Origin of the sequence: Streptomyces sp. NPDC127092 (genome assembly GCF_042722475.1) — a bacterium.
GTDB lineage: Bacteria > Actinomycetota > Actinomycetes > Streptomycetales > Streptomycetaceae > Streptomyces.
This window is the reverse complement of record NZ_JBHXFE010000003.1, coordinates 230,286-256,798: the sequence shown is the minus strand read 5'-3', so window position 1 is coordinate 256,798 and position 26,513 is coordinate 230,286. Positions and strand designations below refer to the sequence as shown.

The following is a 26,513-nucleotide window of genomic DNA, read 5'->3' as shown; positions in this document are numbered from 1 at the left end:
ATCTGTCATCGCTCATGCCATAGTCGAGGCATGAGCACTCTGACCTCCCTCCCCACCCGCACCCTCGGCTCCACCGGCCCCCGGGTCTCCGCGCTCGGTCTCGGCTGCATGGGCATGTCCGCCCTGTACGGCGAGGCCGACCGCGCCGAGTCGATCGCGACGATCCACGCCGCCCTGGACGCGGGCGTCACGCTCCTCGACACCGGCGACTTCTACGGCATGGGCCACAACGAGCTGCTGATCAACGAGGCGCTGCGCACCGCCCCCGCCGCCGCCCGCGAACAGGCCCTCACCAGCGTCAAGTTCGGCGCCCTGCGCACGGTCGAGGGCGGCTTCACCGGCTACGACGGCCGCCCGGCCGCGGTGAAGAACTTCGCCGCGTACTCGCTCCAGCGGCTCGGCACCGACCACATCGACGTCTACCGGATCGCCCGCGTCGACCCGGACGTGCCGATCGAGGAGACCGTCGGCGCCATCGCCGAGCTGGTCGAGGCGGGCCACGTCCGGCACATCGGCCTCTCGGAGGTCGGCGCGGACACCCTGCGCCGGGCCGCCGCCGTCGCCCCGATCGCCGACCTCCAGATCGAGTACTCGCTGATCTCCCGCGGCATCGAGGACAGGATCCTGCCGACCGCGCGCGAGCTGGGCATCGGCATCACCGCGTACGGAGTCCTCTCCCGCGGGCTCATCAGCGGCCACGTCACCCGCGAGCAGACCTTCGCGCCGGGCGACTTCCGCGGCATGTCGCCCCGCTTCCAGGGCGACAACCTCGGCCGCAACCTGGACCTGGTGGACCGGCTGCGCGCGGTCGCCGAGGCCAAGGGCGTGACCGTCGCGCAGATCGCGATCGCCTGGGCGCTCTCCCGGGGCGAGGACGTCGTCCCGCTGATCGGCGCCCGCCGCCGCGACCGGCTCGCGGAGGCCCTCGGCGCCCTCGACGTCACGCTCGACGCGGCCGACCTCGCGGCGATCGAGGCGGCCGTCCCGGCGGGCGCGGCGTCCGGCGCCCGCTACCCGGAGAACCAGATGGCCCACCTGGACAGCGAGCACTGAGCACCGTCCGGGTGACAGGTACTGTCATTCCATGGCCACCACGGAGACCCTGACCGCCGAGCGCATCCTCGAAGCCACCGAGGAGGTGCTGCGCCGCTACGGCCCGGCGAAGGCGACCGTCGTGGACGTGGCCAGGGCCCTCGGCGTCAGCCACGGCAGCGTCTACCGCCACTTCCGCACCAAGGCGGAGCTGCGCGAGTCGGTCACCGAACGGTGGCTGCGACGGACGATCGACGCCCTCAGGCCGTACGTCGACGCCGCGGAGCCGGCCGACGAGCGGCTGACCGGCTGGCTCACCGCCCTCTTCGCCCTCAAGCGCGAGAAGGCGGGCGGCGATCCGGAGCTGATGGCCACCTTCCAGGTGCTGATCGGCGAGAACAGCGCGGTGGTCGACCGGCACGAGGAGCACCTGGTCGAGCAGATCGCCCGCATCCTGGAGGACGGCCGCCGCGCGGGCGTGTTCTCCACCCCCGAGGCGGACCTGCCGGCCACGGCCCGCGCCGTCTTCCACGCCACCGACCGCTTCCACAACCCGGCACACGCCGCCGAGTGGTCGGCCCCGGACATCGAGGCGGCCTTCGACGCGGTGGTCGCGCTGGTACAACGCGCGCTGAAGGCCTGACACATGTGAGGGCCTGACACGTATGAGGGCCTGAAGAGCAGACACGGGAAAGCCCCCGGTTCCGGGAACGGAACCGGGGGCTTTCCCGTGCGGGTACGACCGGGGTCAGCAGCCCAGCAGGCGGCTGGCCAGGTAGCCCTGGATCTGGTCGAGGGAGACGCGCTCCTGCTTCATGGTGTCGCGCTCGCGCACGGTCACCGCGTTGTCCTCGAGGGTGTCGAAGTCGACGGTGACGCAGTACGGCGTGCCGATCTCGTCCTGGCGACGGTAGCGGCGGCCGATGGCGCCGGCGTCGTCGAACTCGATGTTCCAGTTCTGCCGCAGGTCGGCCGCGAGGCCCTTGGCCTTCGGCGAGAGGTCCGCGTTGCGGGACAGCGGCAGGACGGCGACCTTGACCGGGGCCAGGCGGTGGTCGAGGCGCAGCACGGTGCGCTTCTCCATGACGCCCTTGGCGTTCGGGGCCTCGTCCTCGGTGTACGCGTCGAGCAGGAAGGCCAGCATGGTGCGGCCGACACCGGCGGCGGGCTCGATGACGTACGGCGTGTAGCGCTCGCCCTCCTGCTCCAGGTAGGTCAGGTTGGCGCCGGAGGCCTCGGCGTGGGCCTTCAGGTCGTAGTCGGTGCGGTTGGCGACGCCCTCCAGCTCGCCCCACTCGCTGCCGCCGAACTGGAAGCGGTACTCGATGTCGGCGGTGCGCTTCGAGTAGTGGGAGAGCTTCTCCTTCGGGTGCTCGTACCAGCGCATGTTCTCCTCACGGAGACCCAGGTTCGTGTACCAGTTCCAGCGCTGCTCCATCCAGTACTCGTGCCACTGCTCGTCCTCGCCCGGCTTGACGAAGAACTCCATCTCCATCTGCTCGAACTCGCGGGTGCGGAAGATGAAGTTGCCCGGAGTGATCTCGTTCCGGAAGGACTTGCCCATCTGCGCGATGCCGAACGGGGGCTTCTTGCGCGAGGTCGTCTGCACCTGGGCGAAGTTGGTGAAGATGCCCTGGGCGGTCTCGGGACGCAGGTACGCGATGGAGCCGGTGTCCTGGGTCGGGCCGAGGTGCGTGGAGAGCAGGCCGGAGAACTGCTTGGGCTCGGTGAAGGTGCCCTTGTTGCCGCAGTTGGGGCAGTTGAGGTCGGCGAGGCCGTTCTCGGGGAGGCGGCCGTGCTTCTCCTCGTACGCCTCCTCCAGGTGGTCGGCGCGGAAGCGCTTGTGGCAGGAGGTGCACTCGGTCAGCGGGTCGGTGAAGGTCGCGACGTGGCCGGAGGCCTCCCAGACCTCGGTGGCCAGGATGACCGACGAGTCGATGCCGACGACGTCCTCGCGCGAGGTGACCATGTAACGCCACCACTGGCGCTTGATGTTCTCCTTGAGCTCGACGCCCAGGTGTCCGTAGTCCCAGGCGGCGCGCTGACCGCCGTAGATCTCACTGCAGGGGAAAACAAAGCCACGGCGCTTGCTCAGGCTGACGATGGTGTCGATCTTGTCGGCGGCCACGGTGCTCTCTTCATTACGACGACGAAGTGCGAATGCCTCAGGTTACCGGCGCCCGGGCCCCCACTTTCAAATCGGTTCCCCCTCGCTCATCGGGAAGCGGAGGGAGGGGTGTACGCGGGCGTCCACGGCGGCGGTCAGATCGCTCCCTGACTTGTACCAGTCTGCATGGATATCGAGGGCGACGCCCTTCGTACCGAAGAGCCGCCGCAGCCCGGAGGGGAACACCCCGAGCCCGGCCGCCTGATGCCAGCGAACGCCGCGCATGCAGTGCCCGTTCCAGTGGACGAGGCCCTCGTCGTTCAGGTACATCCGCTCATGGCGCCCGACGGGTCCGAAGAGCCGCGGCCGGTACGCGTACGGCTCGTGGAGGTCCTCGGACAGCAGATCGGGCTCGGGGACGAAGCGGCTGCCCTCGACGGGCGCGCAGTGCGCGGGCAGCACGAGCAGCGCGGTCGAGTCGTACGCGGCGAGGGCGCCACGGATGTCGGCGGCGCCGAGGGCGGCGAGCCGGGCCCGCAGGGAGGCGACGTCGTGGACCTCCAGGCCGGAGAGGTGGTCGAGGCCGGCGGTGACGAGCAGCGCGTGCCGCCGCTCACCGGTGTCGAGGTGGTCGTGCCAGGTCCGTACGGTCTGCCGGATCTCGTCCTCGGCCGGCCCTTCGGCGGCCAGCTCCCGCAGGATCCGGTCGAGTCCTTCGCCGACCGCGGCGGCGCCCGCCCCGTCGGTCTCGGCCACCAGCCAGAACAGCATCCGCCCGCCGCCCACGGAGGAGGAGTGGACCTCCACGTCCCCGGTCAGGTCGGCGACCACGCCCGGGTCGCGCAGGGCCCGGCCCCGGGCCAGCTCGGCCGCGAGGTGGCCCGCGGGTGAGGCCGGTCCCTCGAAGGAGACCATGGCGAGGTCGTCCCGGTGGCAGGGCGCCTCCACCCAGCAGCCGGTCGTCCCCGGCAGCGCCGCGACGACGGGCCGCTCGGTGCGCGGCCCGTCCGGCAGTCGCGGGTCGAGGGCCTTCGGCGGCGGCCCGGTGAGCAGCAGCACCGCCCCGGGCCGGGTGAAGCGCTCGGCGGCCCAGGCGCGGACGGCGTCGGCGCCGACGTGTTCGACGGCGGGGGCCTCCCAGCCGATCTTGCCGGGGCCCCGGAGTCCGTACCGGAAGGCCAGTTCGTGCTCCTGGAACCGTTCCCAGCGCTCCTCGCGCTGCTGTCGCGCCTCGACGCGCCTCACGGCGGCGGCGAGATGGTTCACGGGCGGCTCGGCGAGGGCGCGGCAGAGCCGGTTGACGGCCTCGGCGACCCGCTCGGGTTCGCCGACGGCGCGGAAGTGGACGTGGTCACCGTTGACGGCGGAGTCGAGTCCGTCGCATCCGTGGCCGCCGTCGGAGACGGCCACGAGGGCGAGCTGTTCGACGAGTCCGGTGATGCCGAGGCAGGGGAACGGCTCGTCCTCGACCCCCACGTCGACCAGGAGGTGGGCCGTGAAGGGCCCCGGAATCTCGTCCCAGTACAGGCGTATGCCGTTGATCTCCGCGCGCCGCATGGACGAACAGTACGACCGAACACGCGTGCGCCAGGACACACGTGCGGCAATTGACAACCGTTTCCACTTTTGTTGAAAATGAGTGTCATGAACGTACGCCGACTGATACCCACCACCGCCGTCGCCGGAGCCGTCGCCCTCGGTCTCGTGACCCTCTCCGCCTGCGGCGGGAGCTCCGACGCCGCCGACACGGGCGGCAAGGGGAACGACGGGAAGCTGGACGTCGTCGCGTCGTTCTATCCCATGCAGTTCCTGGCCGAGCAGATAGGTGGCAAGTACGTCACCGTCAACACGCTCACCAAGCCGGGCGTCGAGCCGCACGACCTGGAGCTCAAGCCGAAGCAGATCGGCGAGCTCGGCGAGGCCGACGTCATCCTCTACCTCAAGGGCATCCAGCCCGCCGTCGACGAGGCCATCGCGCAGTCGAACGCCGGCACCACCATCGACGCCACCACCCTCACCAAGCTCGAGGAGCACGGCACCGAGGTCGGCCACGACCACGGCGCCGAGCACGGCGCGGAGCACGGCTCCGAGGAGGCGGGCCACGAGGAGCACGCCGGTGAGGGCGAGGCCGGCGCCGACCCCCACATCTGGCTCGACCCCGTGAAGTACGGCGAGGTCGCCCAGGGCGTGGGCGCCGCCTTCGAGAAGGCCGACCCGGCCCACGCCGCCACGTACAAGGCGAACACCCAGGCCCTGATGACGAAGCTCGCCGCCCTGAACAGCGAGTTCCGGACGGGTCTGAAGAACACCTCCACCAAGACCTTCATCACCACCCACTCCGCCTTCGGCTACCTCGCCGAGCGCTACGGCCTGGAGCAGGAGGGCATCTCCGGCATGGACCCCGAGTCCGAGCCGAGCCCCGCCCGCATCAAGGAGCTCCAGGACATCGCGAAGAAGGACAAGGTCACCACCGTCTTCTTCGAGACCCTGGCCAGCGACAAGACCGCCAAGACCCTCGCGAGCGACACCGGTCTCAAGACCGACGTGCTCGACCCGCTGGAGGGAATCACGGACAAGTCCAAGGGCGATGACTACATCGAGGTCATGCAGTCCAACCTCGCCGCGCTGAAGAAGGCCCTCGGCGCGAAGTGAGCGCCCGTGGGGGCGAAGTGAGCGTGAAGTGATCCACACCCAGCAGGAGGCAGTCGTGAGCTCTCTCGTGAGCGACGAGCCCGTCATCTCCGTGCGCGGCGCCACCGCCGCCCTCGGCTCGCGCCCCGTCCTGCGCGGCGTCGACCTCACCGTGCACCGCGGTGAGGTCGTCGCGCTGCTCGGCGCCAACGGCTCCGGAAAGTCCACCGCCGTGCGCTCCGTCATCGGCCAGGTGCCGCTGACCGGCGGCACCATCGAGCTCTTCGGCACCCCGCAGAAGCGATTCCGCGACTGGTCCCGGGTCGGCTACGTCCCGCAGCGCACCACCGCCGCCAGCGGTGTCCCCGCGACCGTCCGCGAGGTCGTCTCCTCCGGCCGGCTGTCCCGCCGCAGGTTCGGCCTCATGACGAAGGCCGACCGGGCCGCGATAGCCCGGGCCATGGAGCTGGTCGGCCTCGACGACCGCGCCGGCGACTCCGTCGGCGCCCTCTCCGGCGGCCAGCACCAGCGCGTGCTGATCGCCCGCGCGCTCGCCTCCGAGCCCGAGCTGCTGATCATGGACGAGCCGATGGCCGGCGTCGACCTCGCCAGCCAGGAGATCCTCGCCGGCACCCTGCGCGAGCAGGTCGCCGGCGGCACCTCCGTCCTCCTCGTCCTGCACGAGCTCGGCCCGCTCGAGCCCCTCATCGACCGCGCGGTCGTGCTCCGCGACGGCTGCGTCGTCCACGACGGCCCGCCGCCCCGGGCCGTGGGCCAGCACGCCCTGCCCGGCCACGACCACGTCCACCCCCACGCGGCCGACGAGCCGCTCCGCACGGGACTGCTGACCTGACGATGGAATTCCTCGAACTCGCCTTCATGCAGCGGGCGCTCATCGCGGCCGTCCTCGTCGGCATCACCGCGCCCGCCGTCGGCGTCTACCTGGTCCAGCGCCGCCAGGCGCTGATGGGCGACGGCATCGGACACGTCGCCATGACCGGCGTCGGCCTCGGCTTCCTCATGTCCGCCAACCCGGTGTGGATGGCCACCCTGGTCGCCGTCGCCGGCGCGGTCGCCATGGAACTGATCCGGGCCTACGGCAAGACCCGCGGCGACCTCGCCCTCGCCCTGCTCTTCTACGGCGGCATGGCCGGCGGCGTCCTGCTGATCAACCTCTCGCCGACCGGCTCCAACGCCAACCTGAGCTCCTTCCTCTTCGGCTCGCTGTCCACGGTCTCCGCCGAGGACGTCACGTCGATCAGCGTGCTCGCCGCCTTCGTGGTCCTCGTCACCGTCGGCCTGCGCCGGCAGCTCTTCGCCGTCAGTCAGGACGAGGACTTCGCCCGCGTCACCGGCCTGCCGGTACGCGCCCTGAACCTGCTCATCGCGGTCACCGCCGCCGTGACCGTCACGGTCGCCATGCGGGTGGTCGGCCTGCTCCTGGTCAGCGCCCTGATGGTGGTGCCGGTCGCGGCCGCCCAGCAGCTGTCCCGGTCCTTCCGTACGACGTTCGTCCTCGCGGTCGTGATCGGCACCGGCGTCACCCTGTCCGGCACGATCACCTCGTACTACCAGGACGTGCCGCCCGGCGCGACGATCGTGCTGTTCGCGATCGGCGTGTTCATCGCGCTCGCGGTCCTCGCCGCCCCGCTGGCCAGACGCCGGGCCCGTGCCGCCGAGCGGGCCACCGCGGAGTGCGACGCACGATGCCTTCCGGCCACCCGCCGTCCCACGGACGACGTGAAGGTCTGACGGCGCAGCAACGGGGGGCTGGCAGAATGGCGGGGGCAGACAAGGATTCAAGGAGGCCCCCGTGGCGACGGCAGGACCCCCCGTAAAAGGCCGCTCGACCAAGCAGCGGGCCGCAGTCTCGGCAGCCCTGAACGAGGTGGACGAGTTCCGCAGCGCCCAGGAGCTGCACGACATGCTCAAGCACCGCGGCGACTCCGTCGGCCTCACCACCGTCTACCGCACGCTGCAGTCCCTCGCCGAGGCCGGCGAGGTCGACGCGCTGCGCACGAGCGACGGCGAGACGGTCTACCGCCGCTGCTCGACGGGCGACCACCACCACCATCTGGTGTGCCGCGTCTGCGGCAAGGCCGTGGAGGTGGAGGGCCCGGCGGTGGAGCAGTGGGCCGAGACGATCGCGGCGGAGCACGGCTTCGTGAACGTGGCGCACACGGTGGAGATCTTCGGCACGTGCGCGGAGTGCGCGGCGAAGTGACCTGACATACGAGAGGGCCCGCACCGACATCGTTCGGTGCGGGCCCTCTCGCGCGCTCAGAGGCGGGTGAGGTTCCGGTCCAGCAGGGCCCGGAGCCGGTCGACGTCGGCGGGGTCGGAGACGCCGCGCTTGGGCAGCGCGACCCAGACGTCCGGCCGCTCCGACGGAAACAGGACGAACTGCCTGGCCGTCTCGACGTACGCGTCGCAGTACGGCTCCACACCGGCGGCCTCGGCGCCGCCGCTCGGCGTCCCGGCATCCGACTCACAGGTCACCCCGTCCCCGTCGACCCGGGTCCGGAAGCCCCCTCGCCGGACGACCGCCGGCCAAACCCGAAGCGCGGAGACCCAGGGCGCGAGCGGCCACAAGAGGCCGGCGAACAGCCCGAGCCCCGCCAGGACGGTCTGGAACGCCGGCCCCATCACGCCGTACCCGAACCGGTCCCAGCCGGCCACGAAGAGCGCCAGGGCGGCCGTGGGCGGCAGCGCCCACCGCAGCTGCCGGAAATCACCGCGACGCATCGCAACGCGCATGGCGTCCGCCACGTCGGCGAGCGTCGGCGTGTAGACCAGCTCGACGGCCCTTCCGGCGGCCGATCCGACGGCCAGCTCGAAGAGCGGCTCGGCGGGCTCCGTCGGCCCGGCGCCCGCCGCGTCCGGTCTCACGCCTTGTCGAGGACCGCGAGGTCCGCCGGGTCCACGCCCCCGAACCGGCGGTCGCGCTGCGCGTACTCCACGCACGCGCGCCACAGGTCGCGGCGGTCGAAGTCGGGCCACAGGACGTCCTGGAAGACCATCTCGGCGTACGCGCTCTGCCAGATCAGGTAGTTCGACGTGCGCTGCTCGCCGCTCGGCCGCAGGAAGAGGTCCACGTCCGGCATGTCCGGGTAGTAGAGGTACTTCTGGATCGTCTTCTCGGTGATCTTCGCCGGGTCGAGCCTGCCCGCCTTCACGTCCTCGGCCAGCGCCTGCGCCGCGTCGGTGAGCTCGGCCCGCCCGCCGTAGTTCATGCAGAAGTACAGCGTGAGCTTGGTGTTGTCCTTGGTCTGCTCCTGGGCGACCTGGAGCTCCTTGGCCACCGACTTCCACAGCTTGGGCATGCGGCCCACCCAGCGCACCCGGACGCCGAGCTCGTCGAGCTGGTCGCGGGTCTTGCGGATGAAGTCCCGGTTGAAGTTCATCAGGAAGCGCACCTCCTCGGGCGAGCGCTTCCAGTTCTCCGTGGAGAAGGCGTACAGCGAGATCGAGCCGACGCCCATCTCGATCGCGCCCTGGAGCACGTCGAGCACCTGCTCGGCGCCGACCTTGTGGCCCTCGGTGCGCGGCAGGCCGCGCTCCTTGGCCCAGCGGCCGTTGCCGTCCATGACGATCGCGACGTGCTCGGGCACGAGCTCGGGCTGGAGCTTCGGCGGGCGGGCCCCGGAGGGGTGCGGCTCGGGGGTCCTGTACTCCCGTCGCTGGCGCCCGAGGAGTCGTGCGATGGCCATGGCGTGGTCTCTCCTAGCTCTTCTCTACGTACCGCAGCGAGCGCAGCCCGCGCTCCAGGTGCCAGTGCAGATAGGCGGACACCAGTCCGCTGCCCTCCCTGACGTGACGCGGCTCGGCCGCGTCCGCCGTCTCCCAGTCGCCGGTGAGCAGCGCGCTGAGCAGGCCTACGGCCTCCGCAGAGGGTACGACGCTTCCGGGCACCCGGCAGTCCGCGCAGATCACTCCGCCCGCTGCGACCGAAAAGAAGCGGTTCGGCCCGTGAAGTCCGCATTTGGCGCAGTCTTCGAAGCTGGGCGCGTAGCCGTTGACGGCGAGCGAGCGGAGCAGGAAGGCGTCGAGGATGAGGTGCGGGGCGTGCTCGCCGCGGGCGAGGGTGCGCAGGCCGCCCACGAGCAGCAGGTACTGCTGTACGGCCGGCTCGCCCTCGTGGTCGGTGAACCGTTCCGCCGTCTCCAGCATCGCGGTGCCCGCCGTGTACCGGGCGTAGTCGGTGACGATGCCGCTGCCGTACGCGGCGATGGTCTCGCTCTGCGTGCACAGCGGGAGCCCGCGCCCGACCAGCTCACTCCCGCGGGCGAAGAACTGCACGTCCACGTGCGAGAACGGTTCGAGTCGCGCCCCGAACTTCGACTTCGTCCGGCGCACGCCGCGCGCGACGGCGCGTACGCGTCCGTGACCGCGCGTGAGCAGCGTGATGATGCGGTCCGCTTCACCCAGCTTCTGGGTGCGCAGCACGATGCCGTCGTCGCGGAACAGACTCATGGAGTCATTGTCCCGTACGGCGAGGGAGCCCCGGGCGGGTACCCGGTACCCGGGGGCTCCCCGCGCGCCCGAAGCGGCTCAGTAGCCGCCGGCGTGGACGAGGTGGCCGTAGTGGCGCCCGCTGACCGGTGCGTTCGGGTCACCCGCGAAGCCGTACGAGGCGGGCTGGGCGGCGGCGTCGGCGAGGAGCTGCGCGGCCACGGCGGCCGGGGACGGGTCCGCGCACCGCCCGGCGGCGAGGCACAGCGCGGCCGCGCCGGCCACGTGCGGTGAGGCCATGGAGGTGCCGGAGTAGACCGTCGTTCCGGTACTCCGGCGCGTGGACCGGACGCACACGCCCGGACCGGCGATGGTGTGGGCGGCGTCAGCGGTGCTCACGGCGAAGTTGGAGAAGTTCGCCGCGGTGTCGTCCCGGTTGCTCGTCCGGCAGGTCGCGGCGGCGCCGCCGCCGGGCTGCCCGTCGAAGTCGGCCATCGCGGTCACGGTGAGGACCTCGTCGAAGGCCGCCGGGGTGTGGTCGGCGAGGTCGTCGGTGTCGTTGCCGGCCGCGACCACGACCGTGACGCCGGCGACGTTCACGCGGCAGATCGCCTGGTGCTCGGGGTCGTCGTTGCTGAAGCCACAGTTGCCGTCGTCGGCGCCGTCGCCGCCGAGGCTCATGTTCGCGACCTTGATGCCGAGCGGGACGGCGTTCCGCACCAGCCAGTCGAGCCCGCAGACAATGGTGGAGGTGAATCCGCCGCCGCTGGCGCCGAGGACCTTCACCGCGTACAGCCGGGCGCCGGGCACGACCCCGACGACGTCGTCGCCGTTGTCCCTGGCGGCGACCGTGCCGGCCACATGGGTGCCGTGGCCGTTGTTGTCCCGCCACGCACCGGGCCGCGAGGGATCCATGCAGTTGAACCCGCCGGCCACGTTGAGGTCGGGGTGCCGGTCGTCGATCCCGGTGTCGAGGACCGCCACCGCGGTGTCGACGTCACCCGTCCCGTTCCCGGCGGCCGTGGTGCTCACGTCGGCCTGGATCCGGTCCACACCGGCCGGCAGCACCTGCTGGGTGGCGCGTACGGGCGCGTCGACGGCCACCGTCCGCACGCCCTCGGCCGCGCGCAGCTCGGCGACCCGGGACTCCGGGACCACGGCCGAGTACCCGACGAGCGCGTCCCGGTACCGCAGCCCCGCCTGCACCCCGTAGGCCCGGCCGTGCTGCCGGATGACCGCTTCGAGCCGGTCGCGCGCCGAGTCCTCCAGCAAGATCACGTACCGCCCCTCGGGCTGGGCCGCCCGCGCCTCCGTCACCCCCGCCCCGGAGAGTCCCCCCGCCAGCAGCGCTCCCGCCGCCGCGGACACCGCCACCAGCCGATACACCGGTCTCACCATGCCGAACACCTCGATTGCTTTCGTGGTCAACGAACTGCGAACCGACCGAACGGGGTTCGCGGCGACCACGTAACCGGGACGGCGAAGCGTCTGCAGCGCAGGAGAGGCGGATGGACTAACAGGCCGGGGGACGACGACACCCCACCCGACCGGGCCGGGCCGTCTTCACCGGGCCGGAGCCCCGCACGCCGTCACGGCACCTCGCCCCGGCTGCGCGCGTTCGCGTGCGCGGTGGCGGCGCGCAGCCGCTCGGCGGCGGTCGCGACCCGGACGCCGTCCGGCTCGCAGTCCCACTCGCGCCCGCCGCCGATCGGCCGGACCTGGAGGTAGGGACCCTCGTGCCCCATCACGGTGCCGACCTTGCCGGTGCGGATGTCGACGACGTACGCGCCGATGGGCGGTTTCATTCGCGTCCCCCTTCGTCCATGGGCGTGAGCGCGGCGGCGAGCAGCCGTGCCGTGGCCGCCGTACAGCGCCCGAGCTCGATCAGCGGCCGGGGAGGATCGGCGGCGAGAGTCACGGCGTCGAGCCCGAGCGAGGGAAGCGTGATTCCGGCCCGTCCGAGCGCGTCGCGCAATTCCCTCACCGCCTCCCGCACCTCTTCAGTTTCCGTCGGCCGCATGCTGTCTTCCTTCACCAACGCGCTCCTTTCCGAATCCATTTCCCGCTTTCCGCATCCAGGGTGGTGGCGGATCCGTAGAATCGGCAGACGCGCTGGGGCTACAAGTGCGGTGTGGGGTTCGGGAGTTAATCCATGGCCAAAGCCAAGCGGGAAGAAGTGTGGGAGTTCTTCGGAGAGCTCCTGAAGGAACGCCGGGAGGCGGCGGGGCTCTCACAGAACGAGCTGGGGGCACGGGTGTTCGTCTCGGGGGCGTACATCGGCCTGTTCGAGCAGGGAATCAGGAAGCCGCAGCTGGAGCTGGCCCAGAGATTCGACGAGGTCCTACAAACCGGCGGTATTTTCGAACGGACCTGGCGGAAGCTGATCGACAAGTCGCCGTACGCGGAATACTTCAACGCGGCGGCGGAGCTGGAGGCCGTGGCGACGAAGATCTGCGAGTTCGCGCCGACGGTGGTGCCGGGACTGCTGCAGACGCCGGAGTACGCGCGGACGGTGACGCTGGCGGCAAATCCGTTCGCGACGGAGGAGTACGTCGAAGAAAAGGTCACCTCTCGGATCAAACGGCAGGCGATCCTCAAGGACGCCACAAGGCCCGAGTATTGGGTCACCTTGCACGAGAACGCCGTACGCGCCCCCGTGGGCGGCCCGGCGGCCATGGCCGCACAACTGGAGCACATCGCGACACTGATCCGGCAACGGTGGGTGCTGGTGACGGTGCTGCCGCGCACTACGGGAGCGCACGCCTCCATGGACGGCTCGCTCCGACTCATGGAGTTCATCGATCAGCCGCCAACGGCGTATACGGAGACATCGTTTTCGGGAACGCTCGTCGAAGATCCGGCTGTGGTGAAGCGCGCCCAGCGCGCCTACGATCTGCTCAGGGTCGCCGCCTTGTCGCCGGAGGCGTCCCTGGCCCTGATCGAGTCGGCGGCGGAGGACTTCAGACGATGCGCAAGTACGACCTGACCAACGCCCACTGGTTCAAGAGCTCCCACAGCAACAGCCAGGGCGGCGACTGCGTCGAAGTCACCTACGACTTCGCCGGCGCCACCGCCTGGCGCAAGAGCTCCTACAGCAACGGCGAAGGCGGCAACTGCCTCGAAGTCCTCGACAACATCCCCGGTGTCGTCCCCGTCCGTGACAGCAAGGTCCCCGACGGCCCCGCGCTCGTCGTCCCCGCCGCCGCCTGGGCCGCGTTCGTGGCCGGCGTCAAGGGGTGACGGGGGTACCTCATGATCTTCCTGGGGCGCGACTCATGACGGACACGACGTACCCCCGCCCCACGATCGAGGTCGACGACCGCCTCGCCCTCCGTCGTCCCGAGCACCCCGCCGACCTGCCCGAGCTGCACCAGCTCGTCGACGAGTCCGTCGAGCACCTGCGGCCGTGGATGGACTGGGCCGAGGACCACAGCCCGGAGTGGACGGCCCACTACCTCTCGCGGCGGGCCGAAAGGTGGGCGGAGGGCGCGGAGTTCACGTACGTCATCGTGCTCGACGGGGCGATGGTCGGCGCGTGCAGTCTGCACCGGCGCGAGGAGACGCCCGACGACGCGTACGAGATCGGTTACTGGCTCCACCCCGCCGCCACCGGTCGGGGTCTGGCCGCCCGGGCCGCGCGGGCCCTCGTCGGCGAGGGGTTCCGGCTGCCCGGCGTCCAGCGGCTGCTGGTCCTGCACATGCCGGAGAACCACGCGAGCGCCGCCGTCCCGGCGAAGCTCGGCTTCACCGAGCTGGCGCCGCTGCGGGAGGACGAGGGCGAGTTCCGGGTCTGGGAGCTCACGCGGAGCCAGGGCCAGGGTTAGGAGGCCCCTCCCCCGGGCGGCTCCTCCGCCGACGCCTCCGCCCGGGCCTCGTCGAAGGCGGCCGTGAGGTCCGCGGTCTGGGGCTTGCTGGTCAGGATGGCGCGGGCCTGCTGGGCGGCGCGGGTGATGCTCTCGGAGACGAAGTCGGCGAAGCGGGCGATGTTCTCCAGGCGGATGCCGGCGGGGGTGTCACGGCCGAGGACGACGACGCCCTGCCGCGCGGTCTCGGTGACGTGGGCGGTGGCGCGGGCGCTGGCCATGACCGACTCGTACCAGACGTCGTCGTCGACGATGTAGCGCTCCCGGCGGCCCTCCGCGCGGTCGCGGCGCACGAGGCCCTGGCTCTCCAGGAACGCGACGGCCTTGGACACCGAGGCGGGGCTCACCTGGAGGCGCTGCACCAGCTCGGGCGCGGTGAGGCTGCCCTCGTCGCTGATGGTGATGGAGGCCATGACCCTGGCCATCATCTTGGGCATGCCCGACTGCATGAGGACGGTCGTGAACATCTCCTCGTACGCGCGCACGGCCTCGACGTCCCTGCCGTAGGCCTCCTCGTGCGCGGCGGGGCCGGCCCCGGCTCCGGTGCCGCGCGGTGACGTCTGCTTGCGGCGCTGGGCGCGGTGTTCGGTGGCGCGGTGGGCGAGGTCGGCGCGGTAGCCGGCGGGGCCGCCGTTGCGCATGACCTCACGGGTGACGGTGGACGTCGGGCGGTCGAGGCGCCGGGCGATCTCCGCGTAGGCGAGTCCGTCGGCCAGTCCGAGGGCGATCTGCTGACGTTCGGGCTGGGTGAGCCTGCCTCCGGGCATCGCGGCCTCCTTCAGGGTGCGTGGTCTGCCCCACTATAGCGTTCACCTTCACTCCATTGCAACGAGCTATGAGGCTGACGTTGCGTTACTCGCAAACCCGTTGCAACGATTTCCCTGTCCTGACCTGCGATTAATGGGTTGATGCGCAACAAGCCTGTTGCCGGATGAGTGAAGGCAACGTAGCTTTTCCCATGTCGGAAACCCCGACAGCGACAACGGGAACACCCCCGAGACCAAGGAACCCACCATGCAGAAGTTCGCCACCCCGGCCACCACCACCGCCCTCTCCGCCGTCCTCGACATCCCCGCCGGCCACATCCGCCTCATCGCCGCCGACCGCACCGACGCCACCGTCGAGGTCCTGCCCGCCAACCCCGCCAAGAGCCGCGACATCAAGGCCGCCGAGGACATCCGGATCGACTACACCGACGGCGTCCTGGCCATCACCGCCCCGCCGGCGAAGAACCAGCTCTTCGGCCCCTCCGGCTCCGTCGAGATCACCGTCCAGCTGCCCACCGGCTCCCGCGTCGAAGCCCACGGCGCCGCCGCCGACCTCCGCGGCGTCGGACGCCTCGGCGACGTCACCGTCACCGCCGCCCAGGGCCCCGTCAAGATCGACGAGGCCACCAGCCTCCACGCCACCCTCCAGGACGGCGACATCACCGTCGGCCGCCTCAACGGCCCCGCCCGGATCAGCACCCAGCGCGGCGACATCCGCGTCACCGAGGCCGACCGCGGCACCGTCACCCTCAGCACCCAGAAGGGCGACATCACCATCGCCACCGCCCCCGGCACCTCCGCCACCCTCGACGCCGGCACCTCCTACGGCCGCATCCACAACAGCCTCACCAACACCGAAGGCCCCCACGCCGCCCTCGCCATCCACGCCACCACCTCCTACGGCGACATCACCGCCCGCAGCCTCTGACCCGTACCGCCGCCGCGCGACACAAGGAGCACCCATGACCGCCCTGGCCATCTCGGCGACCGCACTGCGCAAGTCCTACGGCGACAAGACCGTGCTCGACGGCATCGACCTGGCCGTCCCGGAAGGCACGATCTTCTCCCTGCTCGGCCCGAACGGCGCCGGCAAGACCACCGCCGTCAAGATCCTCTCCACCCTCGTCGCGCCCGGGCCCGGCAGCGGCCGGATCGCCGTCGGCGGTCACGAACTCGCCGCCGATCCGCAGGCGGTGCGTGCGGCGATCGGTGTCACGGGTCAGTTCTCCGCCGTCGACGGTCTGATCACCGGCGAGGAGAACATGTGGCTCATGGCGGACCTGCACCACCTGCCGAAGCGGGAGGGGCGGCGGGTGACCGCGGAGCTGCTGGAGCGCTTCGACCTGACCGAGGCGGCGAAGAAGCCCGCGTCGACGTACTCGGGCGGCATGAAGCGGCGCCTCGACATCGCGATGACGCTGGTCGGCGATCCGCGGATCATCTTCCTCGACGAGCCGACCACCGGTCTCGACCCGCGTTCCCGGCACAACATGTGGCGGATCATCAGGGAGCTCGTGACGGACGGCGTGACCGTCTTCCTCACCACGCAGTACCTGGCGGAGGCCGACGAGCTCGCCGACCGCATCGCGGTCCTCAACGACGGGAGGATCGCCGCCGAGGGCACGGCGGAGGAGCTGAAGCGGCTCGTCCCGGGCGGGCACGTCCGCCTCCGCTTCACCGACCCGGTCGCGTACACGAGGGCCGTCGCGGCCCTGACCGACGCCGCCCGCGACGACGAGTCCCTCACCCTCCAGCTCCCGAGCGACGGCAGCCAGCGCGCGCTGGCCGGCGTGCTCGCCCGGCTGGACTCGGCCGGCGTCGAGGCCGACGAGCTGACCGTCCACACGCCCGACCTCGACGACGTGTTCTTCGCCCTGACCGGCGGCGGCGCCGCCGGCACCCACATCCCGAACCAGTCCGACCAGCCCGGCCAGCCCGGCCAGCCCGGCCAGCCCGGACAGTCACCCCAGTCCCACCAGTCCGCCCAATCCGGCCCGTCCACGGAGGTTGTCCGATGAGTTCCCTGTCCCTCGCCGTGCGCGACTCGTCCACGATGCTCCGCCGCAACCTGCTGCACGCCCGGCGCTATCCCTCGCTCACGCTGAACCTGCTGCTCACACCGATCATGCTGTTGCTGCTGTTCGTCTACGTCTTCGGCGACACCATGAGCGCCGGCATCGGCGGCAGCGGCGCCGACCGCGCCGACTACATCGCCTACCTCGTCCCCGGCCTGCTGCTGATGACCATCGGCAGCACCACCATCGGCACCGCGGTCTCCGTCGCCAACGACATGACCGAGGGCATCATCGCCCGCTTCCGCACCATGGCCATCCACCGCGGCTCCGTCCTCGTCGGACACGTCGTCGGCAGCGTCCTGCAGTCCGTGGCCAGCGTCGTCCTGGTCGGCGCCGTCGGCTTCGCCATCGGCTTCCGCTCCACCGACGCCACCGCCGTCGAATGGCTCGCCGCCTTCGGACTCCTCGTGCTCTTCGCCCTCGCCCTCACCTGGATCGCCGTCGGCATGGGCCTCGTCAGCCCGAACGCCGAGGCCGCCAGCAACAACGCGATGCCCCTGATCTTCCTGCCGCTGATCTCCAGCGCGTTCGTCCCGGTCGACGCCATGCCGGGCTGGTTCCAGCCCATCGCCCAGTACCAGCCCTTCACCCCCGCCATCGAAACCCTGCGCGGACTGCTCCTCGGCACCGAAATCGGCCACAACGGCTGGCTCGCCGCCGCCTGGTGCGTGGGCCTCGCGGTACTCGGCTACCTCTGGTCGACGTCGAAGTTCGACGACCAGAAGTGACAGCCGGGACGAGCCGTCCGCGGCAGCCCGCGAGCACGGAACGTGCGCACCGACCTCCGAGACGGACTTATGGAAGCCATAAGTCCGTCTTATGGGGCCATAGACCGGGGGCGGGTACTCCTCCGCGATCAGGATTATTTAGGGTGACCTAAGTGGCGGCGCCTTCGCCGCCACGTCGCTTGCGAAGGGAAACCAGTCATGCCCCGCCCCCTCCGGGTCGCGATCGTCGGCGCCGGCCCCGCCGGGATCTACGCCGCTGATGCGCTGCTGAAGTCCGAGGCCGCCGCCGAACCGGGTGTGTCCATCGACCTCTTCGAGCGGATGCCGGCCCCGTTCGGCCTCATCCGCTACGGCGTGGCGCCCGACCACCCGCGGATCAAGGGCATCATCACCGCCCTCCACCAGGTCCTCGACAAGCCGCAGGTCCGTCTCTTCGGCAACGTGAACTACGGCACCGACGTGCACCTCGACGACCTGCGCTCCTTCTACGACGCGGTGGTCTTCTCCACCGGCGCCATGTTCGACCGCGAGCTGCGCATCCCCGGTGTCGAGCTCGACGGCTCCCTCGGCGCCGCCGACTTCGCCTCCTGGTACGACGGCCACCCCGACGTCCCGCGCACCTGGGACCTGTCCGCCGAGAAGGTCGCCGTCCTCGGCGTGGGCAACGTGGCCCTCGACATCGCCCGCATCCTCGCCAAGACCGCCGACGAGCTGCTGCCGACCGAGATCCCGCCGAACGTCTACGAGGGCCTCAAGGCCAACAAGGCTGTGGAGATCCACGTCTTCGGCCGCCGCGGCCCGGCGCAGGCCAAGTTCAGCCCCATGGAGCTGCGCGAGCTGGACCACTCCCCCAACATCGAGGTCATCGTCAACCCCGAGGACATCGACTACGACGAGGGCTCGATCGCCGAGCGGCGCAAGAACAAGCAGACCGACATGGTCGCCAAGACCCTGGAGAACTGGGCGATCCGCGACGTCGGCGACCGCCCGCACAAGCTCTTCCTGCACTTCTTCGAGTCCCCGGTCGAGATCCTCGGTGAGGACGGCAAGGTCGTCGGCCTGCGCACCGAGCGCACCGAGCTGGACGGCACCGGCAACGTCAAGGGCACGGGCCAGACCACCGACTGGGACGTCCAGGCCGTCTACCGCGCCGTCGGCTACCTCTCCGACGAGCTGCCCAAGCTGCCGTGGGACACCGTCAGCGGCACCGTCCCGGACGAGGGCGGCCGGGTGATCGAGGAGGGCGGCGAGCACATGGCCTCCACCTACGTCACCGGCTGGATCCGGCGCGGCCCGGTCGGCCTCATCGGCCACACCAAGGGCGACGCGAACGAGACCGTGGCCAACCTGCTGGACGACTTCGCCAACGGCCGGCTGCTCACGCCCGAGACCCCGGAGGAGGACGCGGTCGTGTCCTTCCTGGAGGGCAAGGGCATCACGTACACGACGTGGGAGGGCTGGTACGCGCTCGACGCCGCCGAGAAGGCGCTGGGCGAGCCGCAGGGCCGCGAGCGCGTGAAGATCGTCGAGCGCGAGGACATGCTGCGCGCGAGCGGCGTCGAACTCGCCTGACACCCGCCCGGTGCCGGCCTCGCGCCGGTCCCGTACCGGCCCGGCGGCCGTCCGGCCAGCCGCGGTTCCCTCCCGGTCCTATTCTGAAAGGGCCGGGAAGGAGCCGTCATGGCCGTTCTGGAGCGGGCCAGGAGCGCGGCGGCCCGCGAGGACTGGGCCGGTGCGTACCGGCTCCTGCACGAGGCCGACCGGCATCCCGCCGGCGCGCTGACCCCCGGTGACCTCGACGTGCTCGCGGACTCCGCGTGGTGGTCGGGCCGGGTCGAGGAGTCCGTCGCGGCCCGGCTGCGGGCGCACGCGGCGTACGTGGCCGAGGGCGACTGGCGCGGCGCCGGGCTCACCGCGTGGTGGCTGTCCTTCGAGTACCGCCGCCTCGGCCGGCCGGCCGCCGCCGCGGGCTGGCTGCATCGCGCCCGGCACCAGCTGGAGGGCCGGCCCGACTGCCCCGAGCAGTGCTTCCTCGCCTGGACGGACACGGAGGAGGCCGACGGGCACCACGACCCGGCCGCGGCCCTCGCCGCCGCCCACCGCATGACCCGCCTCGCCCTGCGCTCCGGCAGCCCCGACCTCCTCGCCCTCAGCCGCCACGCGGAGGCCTCCGTCCTCCTCGCCCAGGGCCGGCGCGCGGAGGCCTTCGCCCTCCTCGACGAAGCGATGGCCTCGGTGACGGCGGGCGAACTGAGCGGCCTGTTCACCGGCCGGCTCTACAGCCTGGCCCTCACCCGGTGCATGTCGGCCGCGGACCTGCGCCGCGCGGTCGCGTGGACGGACGCGGCGATGGCCTGGTGCGCGGCCCCCGGCAACCCCTTCCGCGGCCTGTGCCGCATCCACCACGTCGAGGTGCTCGACCTGCTCGGGGAGTGGGCGCGGGCGGAGGAGGCGGCGCGGCTGGTGTGCCAGGAGGTGTTCGTCGACTCGCTGGACACGGCGGCGGCCGCCTCGTACGCGGCCGGGGAGATCCAGCGGCGGCAGGGGCGCCTGGAGGAGGCGGCGCGGTCGTACGGCAGGGCGTACGAACTGGGCCGGGTGCCGCAGCCGGGGCTCGCGCTGCTGCGGCTCGCGCAGGGGCGCGCGGACACCGCGCTCGCGGGGCTGCGGCTCGCGCTCGACTGCCAGTCCGACCCGGCGCACGACCTGCTGGGCCGGGCCCGGCTGCTCGCCGCGCTGACCGAGACGAGCCTCGCGCTCGGTGACCCGGCCGCGGCCGCCGAAGCCGCCACCGGGCTCGAACGGCTCGCCTCCCCCGACGTGCCGCTGCTCTCCGCGATGGCGGCGACCGCCCGCGGCTCCGTCACGCTCGCGCCCGCGCCGCTGCGGCGTGCCCTGTCGCTCTGGCTCCGGCTGCGCGTGCCGTACGAGGCGGCGCAGGTGCGGATGCTGCTCGCGGCGGCCGACCGCGCGGCCGGGGACGAGGAGGCGGCCCGCCTCGGTCTGCTCGCCGCCCGCGCGGCCTTCGACCGCCTCGGCGCCGTACCGGACTCCCGCCGCGCCGCCGCCCTGCTGGCCGGCCGGCCGCCGCGGCGGCTGCCCGGCGGGCTGTCGGTGCGCGAGGCGGAGGTCCTGCGGCTCGTGGCCTCGGGCGCGAGCGACCGGGACGTGGCCCGGGAGCTGGTGATCAGCGAGCACACGGTCGCCCGCCACCTGCACAGCATCTTCGCCAAGCTGGCCGTCTCGTCCCGTACGGCGGCGACGGCGTACGCGTACGCCAACGGCCTGGCCTAGGCCGTCTCTTCCGGATCTTGGCCGGGTCCGCGACGCCTAGCCCGACCCCGCGCCGTGGCGGTCGCGGTCCTCAGCCGACCTTGCGTGCCGTCGCGAGCAGCCGCGCCGTGTCGTCCGCGCACAGCGCGAGCGCGTTGCCGACGGTGGTGAGGACCTCCCGCTCGGCGGGGCTGTACGGGCCGTCCGCGAGGGCGATCAGCGCGCCCTGGAGCAGGATCGATTCGCGGCCGGAGGGGGCCAGGTGCGGCGAGAGCGGTTCGAGCGCCTCGTGGAGCTCGATGGCGAGGGCCGCTCCTCCGCTGCTGACGTCCGGCAGGAAGCGGCCGGTGTCGGCGGCGAGCGCCTCCACCAGCTCGACGAGCTGGAGCCCGGTGCAGTCGGCGAACCCGGCCGCCCGCACGCCGCCCACGGCGATGTCGACGGCGGTACGGGAGGAGGTGCCGCCGGCCGCGAGGACGGCCAGGGCCACGGTGTGCACGGCGTCGCGCAGCATCCCGGAGAACCGGCTCGTGGTCGGGTGCGCCAGCACGTCCGTACCGAAGTGGGTGTGGCAGGCGGCGCACTCCACGACCGGGCCGGCGTGGCCCCGGGGCAGCAGCGGCACGCCGAGGACGGCGAACCGGCGGCGGCCGGTGCGGCGCCGGTAGTTGCGGTCGCCGCCGCACTCCTCGCAGAAGAACTCGCCGTCGCCGATCGTGTTCCACGAGGTGCGAATTCCGCAGAGAACCCTGCTCCGGTCCCGTGACTTCCGCGCTGACCGCACGCCGCACCTCCTTAACGTCCCGGCAACACCGCCGGCGTTGGCGTGATGTTAGCCACATCGATGATGTGGCGTCAGCACCTCGTCAGCAGAACGCCAGGGAGATGGCCGAGACCCGCCGGGCCCCCGCGGGCCTCAGGAGACCCGCCTGCGCAGCTTCGCGAAGGCCAGAAGGCCGCCACCCAGCACGACCACGCCCGCGGCGACCCCGATCGCGCCAGGTCCGAAGGACGAACCGGTCCGGGCGAGATCACCCTCCGGGGTGGACGACGGCGTGGGCGCGGGCGCCGCGGCCGACGTGGACGATGAGGGGGTCGGGGCGGAAGTGGCCGGAGTGGACGGCTTCGGGGAGGCGGTGTCGGTGGGCGACGACGGGGTCGCGGGGGCCGTCGGCACGGGGGTGTCGGTCGGCTGCGGCTGCTCCGGGGTGACGACCGGGCCGGGCTGCTTCCCGCCGGGGAGGCAGCCGGTGAAGGTCATGTGGTGGGTTTCGGCGCCGGGGACGGTGAGCAGGTTCCTGGCGATGACGGAGCCGTTGACGTGGCCGGGGCCGGTGTTCGCACCGCCCATGGCGACGGTGGCGTTCGGCGCGAGGAGGGTGCCGGGCCAGGAGGTGTGGTTCTTCTTCACGCTGGTGGCCTGCGGGAAGTTCCACAGCAGCTTGGCGCGGATCTGCCGGTAGGCGTCAGCGGGCACGGAGTAGTCGTCGACGACGGGCGCGCCGCCGTCGAGGTTCTTGTAGTAGACGCCGTAGGTGGCGGAGCTGTTCATGTCGTAGGAGGTGCCGAGCACGTTCACCAGGGTCGAGGCGCCCACGGGGACGTCCAGGGTGATCGCGCGGGCCTTCTCCAGGTCGGCGGCGTTCACGGCGAAGACGTTGAGCCGCTTGTCCGCGCCGGTGAGGAACAGGCCGTCGCCGGAGGCGGCGACGGTGCCGGTGGGGGCGACGGCGGCCCAGCCGGCGGACAGGGTGCGCAGGGAGCCGAACTCCTTGCCGAAGTCGACCGGGGACGGGCCTTCCTTGACCTTGTCGCCGTCGACTCCGAAGCCGGAGCCCTTGGCGGAGCGGTCGACGACCTTGCCGGCGATGCCCGTGCCGTTGTCGAGGACGACCTGGTTGGCGTGGAGGGTGCCACCGACGACGAGGCTGTGCCCGCCGGGCAGGGCGGCGAGGTCGGCGGCGGTCAGCTTGTGGCCGACGGAGAAGCCGTGGCCGGTCTTCGCGTCGCCGAAGTGCGCGTCGCCGCCGACCGCGACGGCGCCCTCGGAGTCCGAGTAGCGGGTCGAGTCCTGCTCCACGAACTCGGCGTACCGGCCGGCCGTGCCCAGCGGGTTCGTCGCGCATTCCGTGGCGGCGGAGGCGGTGGGGGCCCAGGTGAGGGCGGCACCGGTCACGGCGAGGACGGCGGCCACGGCGGCGGGCGTGCGCATGCGGAACTCCAGGTCGGGAGTGCGGGGAGGAGGCGTGTCCGAGTGGACGAGCCGACCTTCCGCCAGACCCTGATGTGCCGTCAACACACCTGATATGACAGCGATTCCGGCATGTCCGCACCATCTTCCTTAAGCGAACCTGAAACCGTGACGCACCTCACTAAAGCGGCCGCCCCGCACTCCTCGGAGGAGTGCGGGGCGGCCGGGGAAGGGGCGTCGGCGCGTGGCGGAAGGGCGTCAGCGCGCGGAGCGGTTGACCGCCGAGACGACGGCCTTCAGGGAGGCGCGGGTCGTGTTGGCGTCGATGCCGATGCCCCACAGGACCTTGCCGTCGATGGCGCACTCGATGTACGAGGCGGCCTGCGCGGACGCGCCCTCGCTCATCGTGTGCTCCTGGTAGTCCAGCAGGCGGGCGTCCACGCCGATCGCCTGCAGCGCGGCGAAGAAGGCGGAGATCGGACCGTTGCCGGAGCCGGTCAGGACGGTCTCGACGCCGTCGACGACCGCCTCGACCTTCAGGGTGTCGGTGCCGTCCGTGTCGGAGGTGGACTGGCCGGAGCGCAGCTGGATGCGGCCCCACGGGTTGTCCGGGTTGGGCAGGTACTCGTCCTGGAAGACGGACCAGATCTCCTTCGGCGTGACCTCGCCGCCCTCGGCGTCGGTCTTCGCCTGGATGATCTTCGAGAACTCGATCTGCATCCGGCGCGGCAGGTCCAGCTTGTGGTCGTTCTTCAGGACGTACGCGATGCCGCCCTTGCCGGACTGCGAGTTGACGCGGATGACGGCCTCGTAGGAGCGGCCGACGTCCTTCGGGTCGATCGGCAGGTACGGGACGGCCCACTCGATCTCGTCGACGGTCTTGCCCTGGGCGGCCGCGTCGGCCTCCATGGCGTCGAAGCCCTTCTTGATGGCGTCCTGGTGGGAGCCGGAGAAGGCGGTGTAGACCAGGTCGCCCGCGTACGGGTGGCGCGGGTGGACCTCCATCTGGTTGCAGTACTCGCTGGTGCGGCGGATCTCGTCGATCTGCGAGAAGTCGATCTGCGGGTCGACGCCCTGGCTGAACAGGTTCATGCCCAGGGTCACCAGGTCGACGTTGCCGGTGCGCTCGCCCTGGCCGAACAGGCAGCCCTCGATGCGGTCGGCGCCGGCCATGATCGCCAGCTCGGCCGCCGCCACGGCCGTACCGCGGTCGTTGTGCGGGTGGACGGACAGGCAGACGTACTCGCGGCGGGTCAGGTTGCGGGACATCCACTCGAAGCGGTCCGCGTGCGTGGACGGCGTCGAGCGCTCCACGGTGGCGGGCAGGTTGAGGATGATCTCGCGGCCCGGGCCGGGCTGCCAGACGTCGCAGACCGCCTCGCAGACCTCCAGGGCGAAGTCCAGCTCGGTGTCGGTGAAGATCTCCGGGCTGTACTGGTAGCCGAAGGTGGTCTCCGGGCCCAGCAGCTTCTCGGCGTACTCCATGACCAGGCGGGTGCCGTCGACCGCGATCTGCTTGATGTCGTCCTTCGAGCCGCGGAAGACGACCCGGCGGAAGGTGGGCGCGGTCGCGTTGTACAGGTGGACGGTGGCGCGCCGGGCGCCGACCAGGGACTCCACGGTCCGCTCGATCAGGTCCTCGCGGGCCTGGGTCAGTACGGAGATGGTGACGTCGTCCGGGATCGCGCCCTCTTCGATGATCGAGCGCACGAAGGCGAAGTCGGTCTCGCCGGAGGACGGGAAGCCGACCTCGATCTCCTTGTAGCCCATGCGGACCAGCAGGTCGAACATCTCGCGCTTGCGGGCCGGGCTCATCGGGTCGATCAGCGCCTGGTTGCCGTCGCGCAGGTCGGTCGACAGCCAGCGGGGCGCCTTGGTGATGCGCTGCTCGGGCCAGGTGCGGTCCGGGATGTCGACGGCCTCGTACTGCCCGTACTTGTGCACCGGCATGCCCGACGGCTTCTGCAGGTGCGTCGCGTTGGTGACGGGCGTCGGACGGCTGATGAAGGGCGACTGGGACATTGCGTAGGGCTCCTCAGGGGTCCTGCGGGAAGGACGGCCGACTGTCGAACGCAACACCGAAACCCGCGGGGAGGGGGTCGGCCTACGACTACAGGCCCTCGCCGCGGCAGCTAAGGAGAAGCAGCCCGAAACGCATGATGTGCGTCACCATAGCCCAGGACCGGCGGAGGCGGACGTCCCGTTTCAGTATGCGGGACGGCTCCCACGTCAAGGGAGAAAGGTGACCCATCACTCCATTTCGCCAATCGCCGTCGCTGCTCGTGACAGTGGGGCCACGCAGTGCCACATTGCAGGGATGACTCCCCACACGTCTGCCGACCGCCCCGTCCTCTGCTCGATCGTGCCGCCGCACATGCTGGAGCGGCTCGCCGAGTCCGACAATCCGGCCTTCGCCGAGGCCGCCCAGCGCACCCTCCTCGTGGACGCCACCCAGCGGTCGGCCCGCGCGGAGGCGCCCCCGGCCCCGGCCGGCGGCGAGGCCTCCGACAAGCCGCAGCGGACCGTGTACGACGCCGAGCACGGCACCGATCTGCCGGGCGTCGAGGTGCGCGGCGAGGGCGAGGCGGCGGTCGCCGACACCACCGTCAACCGGGCCTACGCCGGGCTCGGCGCCACCTTCGACCTCTTCGCGAAGGTCTACGGCCACCGCTCGATCGACGGGGCCGGGATGCCGCTGCTCGCCACGGTCCACTTCGACGAGAAGTACGACAACGCCTTCTGGAACGGCGAGCAGATGGTGTTCGGCGACGGCGACGGCGAGCTCTTCCTCGACTTCACGATCCCGGTCGACGTCATCGGCCACGAGCTGGCCCACGGTTTCACCCAGCACACGGCGAACCTCGCCTACTTCGGCCAGTCCGGGGCGCTCAACGAGTCCGTGTCCGACGTCTTCGGCTCGCTCGTGAAGCAGTACGCGCTCGGCCAGACCGCCGACCAGGCGGACTGGCTGATCGGCGCCGGGCTGCTCGGCCCCGCCATCGACAACGGCGTGGCGCTGCGCTCGATGAAGGAGCCGGGCACGGCGTACGACGACGACGTCCTCGGCAGGGACCCGCAGCCGGCCACGATGGACGACTACGTCCGCACGAGCTCCGACAACGGCGGCGTCCACATCAACTCGGGCATCCCCAACCACGCCTTCTACCTGCTCGCAACCGAGCTCGGCGGCTTCGCCTGGGAGCGGGCCGGCCGGATCTGGTACGACGTGATGACCGGCGGCACGCTGACCGAGGAGGCCCGGTTCTCCGAGTTCGCGCGGGCGACGGTCGCGTCGGCGCGGAGGCTCTTCGGGGACGGCGACGAGCTGGCGGCCGTTCTCAAGGCGTGGTCGCTCGTCGGGGTGCCGGCGAACTGAGAGCCCTGTAGACAGGTC

At 71.5% G+C, this 26,513-nt stretch carries 27 protein-coding genes; 15 read left to right on the top strand and 12 right to left on the bottom strand.

Annotated elements, in window-relative coordinates:
• Positions 1–30 precede the first annotated feature (30 nt).
• Both ACFWJO_RS04270 and ACFWJO_RS04265 read left to right on the top strand, forming a co-directional pair.
• Positions 31–1,053 (top strand): aldo/keto reductase, encoded by a 1,023-nt coding sequence (locus ACFWJO_RS04270; RefSeq protein WP_386863284.1) that lies wholly within the window; start codon positions 31–33, stop codon positions 1,051–1,053.
• Between the two features lie 31 nt (positions 1,054–1,084).
• Positions 1,085–1,675, top strand: coding sequence for a TetR family transcriptional regulator (locus ACFWJO_RS04265; protein ID WP_386863283.1), 591 nt, complete (start codon positions 1,085–1,087; stop codon positions 1,673–1,675).
• A 105-nt stretch (positions 1,676–1,780) separates the two neighbouring features.
• On the opposite strand, the gene ACFWJO_RS04260 is transcribed toward ACFWJO_RS04265, so the two are convergent.
• Positions 1,781–3,160 (bottom strand): glycine--tRNA ligase, encoded by a 1,380-nt coding sequence (locus tag ACFWJO_RS04260; protein WP_385696155.1) that lies wholly within the window; start codon positions 3,158–3,160, stop codon positions 1,781–1,783.
• Between the two features lie 66 nt (positions 3,161–3,226).
• On the bottom strand, positions 3,227–4,696 hold the full coding sequence (locus tag ACFWJO_RS04255) for a hypothetical protein (RefSeq protein WP_386863282.1): 1,470 nt from the start codon (positions 4,694–4,696) through the stop codon (positions 3,227–3,229).
• 87 nt (positions 4,697–4,783) lie between these two features.
• Here ACFWJO_RS04255 and ACFWJO_RS04250 point away from each other — a divergent pair, with 87 nt between their 5' ends.
• The 4 genes from ACFWJO_RS04250 to ACFWJO_RS04235 all read left to right on the top strand — a co-directional run bounded on the left by ACFWJO_RS04250 (position 4,784) and on the right by ACFWJO_RS04235 (position 7,994).
• The gene (locus ACFWJO_RS04250) at positions 4,784–5,791 is read left to right on the top strand and encodes a zinc ABC transporter substrate-binding protein (RefSeq protein ID WP_386863281.1); all 1,008 of its coding nucleotides are present in this window, start codon (positions 4,784–4,786) and stop codon (positions 5,789–5,791) included.
• Between the two features lie 55 nt (positions 5,792–5,846).
• Positions 5,847–6,623, top strand: a complete 777-nt coding sequence (locus ACFWJO_RS04245) for a metal ABC transporter ATP-binding protein (RefSeq protein WP_386863280.1) — start codon at positions 5,847–5,849, stop codon at positions 6,621–6,623.
• A 2-nt stretch (positions 6,624–6,625) separates the two neighbouring features.
• Positions 6,626–7,522, top strand: coding sequence for a metal ABC transporter permease (locus ACFWJO_RS04240; protein WP_384415534.1), 897 nt, complete (start codon positions 6,626–6,628; stop codon positions 7,520–7,522).
• 61 nt (positions 7,523–7,583) lie between these two features.
• Complete coding sequence (locus ACFWJO_RS04235; protein ID WP_386863279.1) at positions 7,584–7,994, top strand: Fur family transcriptional regulator; 411 nt, start codon at positions 7,584–7,586, stop codon at positions 7,992–7,994.
• A 56-nt stretch (positions 7,995–8,050) separates the two neighbouring features.
• On the opposite strand, the gene ACFWJO_RS04230 is transcribed toward ACFWJO_RS04235, so the two are convergent.
• The 6 genes from ACFWJO_RS04230 to ACFWJO_RS04205 all read right to left on the bottom strand — a co-directional run bounded on the left by ACFWJO_RS04230 (position 8,051) and on the right by ACFWJO_RS04205 (position 12,257).
• Entirely contained in the window at positions 8,051–8,659 is a 609-nt protein-coding gene (locus tag ACFWJO_RS04230) for a hypothetical protein (RefSeq protein WP_386863278.1), read from the bottom strand.
• Positions 8,656–9,480, bottom strand: a complete 825-nt coding sequence (locus ACFWJO_RS04225; RefSeq protein WP_384415526.1) for an isoprenyl transferase — start codon at positions 9,478–9,480, stop codon at positions 8,656–8,658. The genes ACFWJO_RS04230 and ACFWJO_RS04225 overlap by 4 nt, the downstream gene beginning before the upstream one ends.
• 13 nt (positions 9,481–9,493) lie before the next feature.
• On the bottom strand, positions 9,494–10,243 hold the full coding sequence (gene recO, locus ACFWJO_RS04220) for a DNA repair protein RecO (protein ID WP_384415523.1): 750 nt from the start codon (positions 10,241–10,243) through the stop codon (positions 9,494–9,496).
• A gap of 78 nt (positions 10,244–10,321) precedes the next feature.
• Positions 10,322–11,620 (bottom strand): S8 family serine peptidase, encoded by a 1,299-nt coding sequence (locus tag ACFWJO_RS04215; RefSeq protein WP_386863277.1) that lies wholly within the window; start codon positions 11,618–11,620, stop codon positions 10,322–10,324.
• A 191-nt stretch (positions 11,621–11,811) separates the two neighbouring features.
• Positions 11,812–12,027 carry a hypothetical protein gene (locus tag ACFWJO_RS04210; RefSeq protein WP_384415517.1) on the bottom strand — a complete coding sequence of 72 codons (216 nt, stop codon included), beginning with the start codon at positions 12,025–12,027 and terminating at the stop codon, positions 11,812–11,814.
• Positions 12,024–12,257, bottom strand: a complete 234-nt coding sequence (locus ACFWJO_RS04205) for a hypothetical protein (RefSeq protein WP_384415515.1) — start codon at positions 12,255–12,257, stop codon at positions 12,024–12,026. The genes ACFWJO_RS04210 and ACFWJO_RS04205 overlap by 4 nt, the downstream gene beginning before the upstream one ends.
• 117 nt (positions 12,258–12,374) lie before the next feature.
• Here ACFWJO_RS04205 and ACFWJO_RS04200 point away from each other — a divergent pair, with 117 nt between their 5' ends.
• Genes ACFWJO_RS04200 through ACFWJO_RS04190 form a run of 3 tightly spaced genes read left to right on the top strand, consistent with a single transcriptional unit; the run spans position 12,375 to position 14,046 of the window.
• Positions 12,375–13,208 carry a Scr1 family TA system antitoxin-like transcriptional regulator gene (locus ACFWJO_RS04200; RefSeq protein WP_386863276.1) on the top strand — a complete coding sequence of 278 codons (834 nt, stop codon included), beginning with the start codon at positions 12,375–12,377 and terminating at the stop codon, positions 13,206–13,208.
• A complete protein-coding gene (locus ACFWJO_RS04195; protein WP_386863275.1) occupies positions 13,190–13,462 on the top strand; it encodes a DUF397 domain-containing protein in 273 nt (90 codons plus the stop codon). The genes ACFWJO_RS04200 and ACFWJO_RS04195 overlap by 19 nt, the downstream gene beginning before the upstream one ends.
• Positions 13,463–13,497: 35 nt before the next feature.
• Positions 13,498–14,046 (top strand): GNAT family N-acetyltransferase, encoded by a 549-nt coding sequence (locus tag ACFWJO_RS04190; protein ID WP_386863274.1) that lies wholly within the window; start codon positions 13,498–13,500, stop codon positions 14,044–14,046.
• Here the strand turns inward: ACFWJO_RS04190 and ACFWJO_RS04185 are convergent.
• On the bottom strand, positions 14,043–14,852 hold the full coding sequence (locus tag ACFWJO_RS04185) for a helix-turn-helix domain-containing protein (RefSeq protein ID WP_386863273.1): 810 nt from the start codon (positions 14,850–14,852) through the stop codon (positions 14,043–14,045). The genes ACFWJO_RS04190 and ACFWJO_RS04185 overlap by 4 nt on opposite strands.
• A gap of 247 nt (positions 14,853–15,099) precedes the next feature.
• On the opposite strand from ACFWJO_RS04185, the gene ACFWJO_RS04180 reads away from it, so the two are divergent.
• The 5 genes from ACFWJO_RS04180 (at position 15,100) to ACFWJO_RS04160 (ending at position 20,949) form a co-directional block, all read left to right on the top strand.
• Positions 15,100–15,780 (top strand): DUF4097 family beta strand repeat-containing protein, encoded by a 681-nt coding sequence (locus ACFWJO_RS04180; protein ID WP_386863272.1) that lies wholly within the window; start codon positions 15,100–15,102, stop codon positions 15,778–15,780.
• Between the two features lie 34 nt (positions 15,781–15,814).
• Positions 15,815–16,870 carry an ATP-binding cassette domain-containing protein gene (locus ACFWJO_RS04175; protein ID WP_386863271.1) on the top strand — a complete coding sequence of 352 codons (1,056 nt, stop codon included), beginning with the start codon at positions 15,815–15,817 and terminating at the stop codon, positions 16,868–16,870.
• Positions 16,867–17,655, top strand: coding sequence for an ABC transporter permease (locus tag ACFWJO_RS04170; protein WP_386863270.1), 789 nt, complete (start codon positions 16,867–16,869; stop codon positions 17,653–17,655). Before ACFWJO_RS04175 ends, ACFWJO_RS04170 begins: the two co-directional genes overlap by 4 nt.
• 198 nt (positions 17,656–17,853) lie before the next feature.
• Positions 17,854–19,227 carry an FAD-dependent oxidoreductase gene (locus ACFWJO_RS04165; RefSeq protein WP_386863269.1) on the top strand — a complete coding sequence of 458 codons (1,374 nt, stop codon included), beginning with the start codon at positions 17,854–17,856 and terminating at the stop codon, positions 19,225–19,227.
• Between the two features lie 108 nt (positions 19,228–19,335).
• Positions 19,336–20,949: a LuxR C-terminal-related transcriptional regulator gene (locus ACFWJO_RS04160; RefSeq protein WP_386863268.1), complete on the top strand. Its 1,614-nt coding sequence runs from the start codon at positions 19,336–19,338 to the stop codon at positions 20,947–20,949.
• 70 nt (positions 20,950–21,019) lie between these two features.
• Here the strand turns inward: ACFWJO_RS04160 and ACFWJO_RS04155 are convergent, their stop codons facing one another.
• From ACFWJO_RS04155 to leuA, 3 genes are all read right to left on the bottom strand, one after another.
• Positions 21,020–21,712 (bottom strand): TerB family tellurite resistance protein, encoded by a 693-nt coding sequence (locus ACFWJO_RS04155; protein WP_384416816.1) that lies wholly within the window; start codon positions 21,710–21,712, stop codon positions 21,020–21,022.
• Positions 21,713–21,844: 132 nt separating this feature from the next.
• Positions 21,845–23,140, bottom strand: a complete 1,296-nt coding sequence (locus tag ACFWJO_RS04150) for a choice-of-anchor A family protein (protein WP_386863267.1) — start codon at positions 23,138–23,140, stop codon at positions 21,845–21,847.
• 237 nt (positions 23,141–23,377) lie between these two features.
• A complete protein-coding gene (leuA, locus tag ACFWJO_RS04145; protein WP_386863266.1) occupies positions 23,378–25,141 on the bottom strand; it encodes a 2-isopropylmalate synthase in 1,764 nt (587 codons plus the stop codon).
• A 295-nt stretch (positions 25,142–25,436) separates the two neighbouring features.
• Between leuA and ACFWJO_RS04140 the strand changes: the two genes are divergently transcribed.
• Positions 25,437–26,495, top strand: a complete 1,059-nt coding sequence (locus ACFWJO_RS04140) for a M4 family metallopeptidase (RefSeq protein WP_386863265.1) — start codon at positions 25,437–25,439, stop codon at positions 26,493–26,495.
• The last annotated feature ends 18 nt before the right edge of the window (positions 26,496–26,513 follow it).

Coding starts and splice junctions, on each gene's coding strand:
- ACFWJO_RS04270 (WP_386863284.1), top strand. CDS start 31: ATGAGCACTCTGACCTCCCTCCCCACCCGCACCCTCGGCTCCACCGGC.
- ACFWJO_RS04265 (WP_386863283.1), top strand. CDS start 1,085: ATGGCCACCACGGAGACCCTGACCGCCGAGCGCATCCTCGAAGCCACC.
- ACFWJO_RS04255 (WP_386863282.1), bottom strand. CDS start 4,696: ATGCGGCGCGCGGAGATCAACGGCATACGCCTGTACTGGGACGAGATT.
- ACFWJO_RS04250 (WP_386863281.1), top strand. CDS start 4,784: ATGAACGTACGCCGACTGATACCCACCACCGCCGTCGCCGGAGCCGTC.
- ACFWJO_RS04240 (WP_384415534.1), top strand. CDS start 6,626: ATGGAATTCCTCGAACTCGCCTTCATGCAGCGGGCGCTCATCGCGGCC.
- ACFWJO_RS04225 (WP_384415526.1), bottom strand. CDS start 9,480: ATGGCCATCGCACGACTCCTCGGGCGCCAGCGACGGGAGTACAGGACC.
- recO (WP_384415523.1), bottom strand. CDS start 10,243: ATGAGTCTGTTCCGCGACGACGGCATCGTGCTGCGCACCCAGAAGCTG.
- ACFWJO_RS04215 (WP_386863277.1), bottom strand. CDS start 11,620: ATGGTGAGACCGGTGTATCGGCTGGTGGCGGTGTCCGCGGCGGCGGGA.
- ACFWJO_RS04210 (WP_384415517.1), bottom strand. CDS start 12,027: ATGAAACCGCCCATCGGCGCGTACGTCGTCGACATCCGCACCGGCAAG.
- ACFWJO_RS04200 (WP_386863276.1), top strand. CDS start 12,375: ATGGCCAAAGCCAAGCGGGAAGAAGTGTGGGAGTTCTTCGGAGAGCTC.
- ACFWJO_RS04195 (WP_386863275.1), top strand. CDS start 13,190: ATGCGCAAGTACGACCTGACCAACGCCCACTGGTTCAAGAGCTCCCAC.
- ACFWJO_RS04190 (WP_386863274.1), top strand. CDS start 13,498: ATGACGGACACGACGTACCCCCGCCCCACGATCGAGGTCGACGACCGC.
- ACFWJO_RS04185 (WP_386863273.1), bottom strand. CDS start 14,852: ATGCCCGGAGGCAGGCTCACCCAGCCCGAACGTCAGCAGATCGCCCTC.
- ACFWJO_RS04180 (WP_386863272.1), top strand. CDS start 15,100: ATGCAGAAGTTCGCCACCCCGGCCACCACCACCGCCCTCTCCGCCGTC.
- ACFWJO_RS04175 (WP_386863271.1), top strand. CDS start 15,815: ATGACCGCCCTGGCCATCTCGGCGACCGCACTGCGCAAGTCCTACGGC.
- ACFWJO_RS04170 (WP_386863270.1), top strand. CDS start 16,867: ATGAGTTCCCTGTCCCTCGCCGTGCGCGACTCGTCCACGATGCTCCGC.
- ACFWJO_RS04165 (WP_386863269.1), top strand. CDS start 17,854: ATGCCCCGCCCCCTCCGGGTCGCGATCGTCGGCGCCGGCCCCGCCGGG.
- ACFWJO_RS04160 (WP_386863268.1), top strand. CDS start 19,336: ATGGCCGTTCTGGAGCGGGCCAGGAGCGCGGCGGCCCGCGAGGACTGG.
- ACFWJO_RS04150 (WP_386863267.1), bottom strand. CDS start 23,140: ATGCGCACGCCCGCCGCCGTGGCCGCCGTCCTCGCCGTGACCGGTGCC.
- leuA (WP_386863266.1), bottom strand. CDS start 25,141: ATGTCCCAGTCGCCCTTCATCAGCCGTCCGACGCCCGTCACCAACGCG.
- ACFWJO_RS04140 (WP_386863265.1), top strand. CDS start 25,437: ATGACTCCCCACACGTCTGCCGACCGCCCCGTCCTCTGCTCGATCGTG.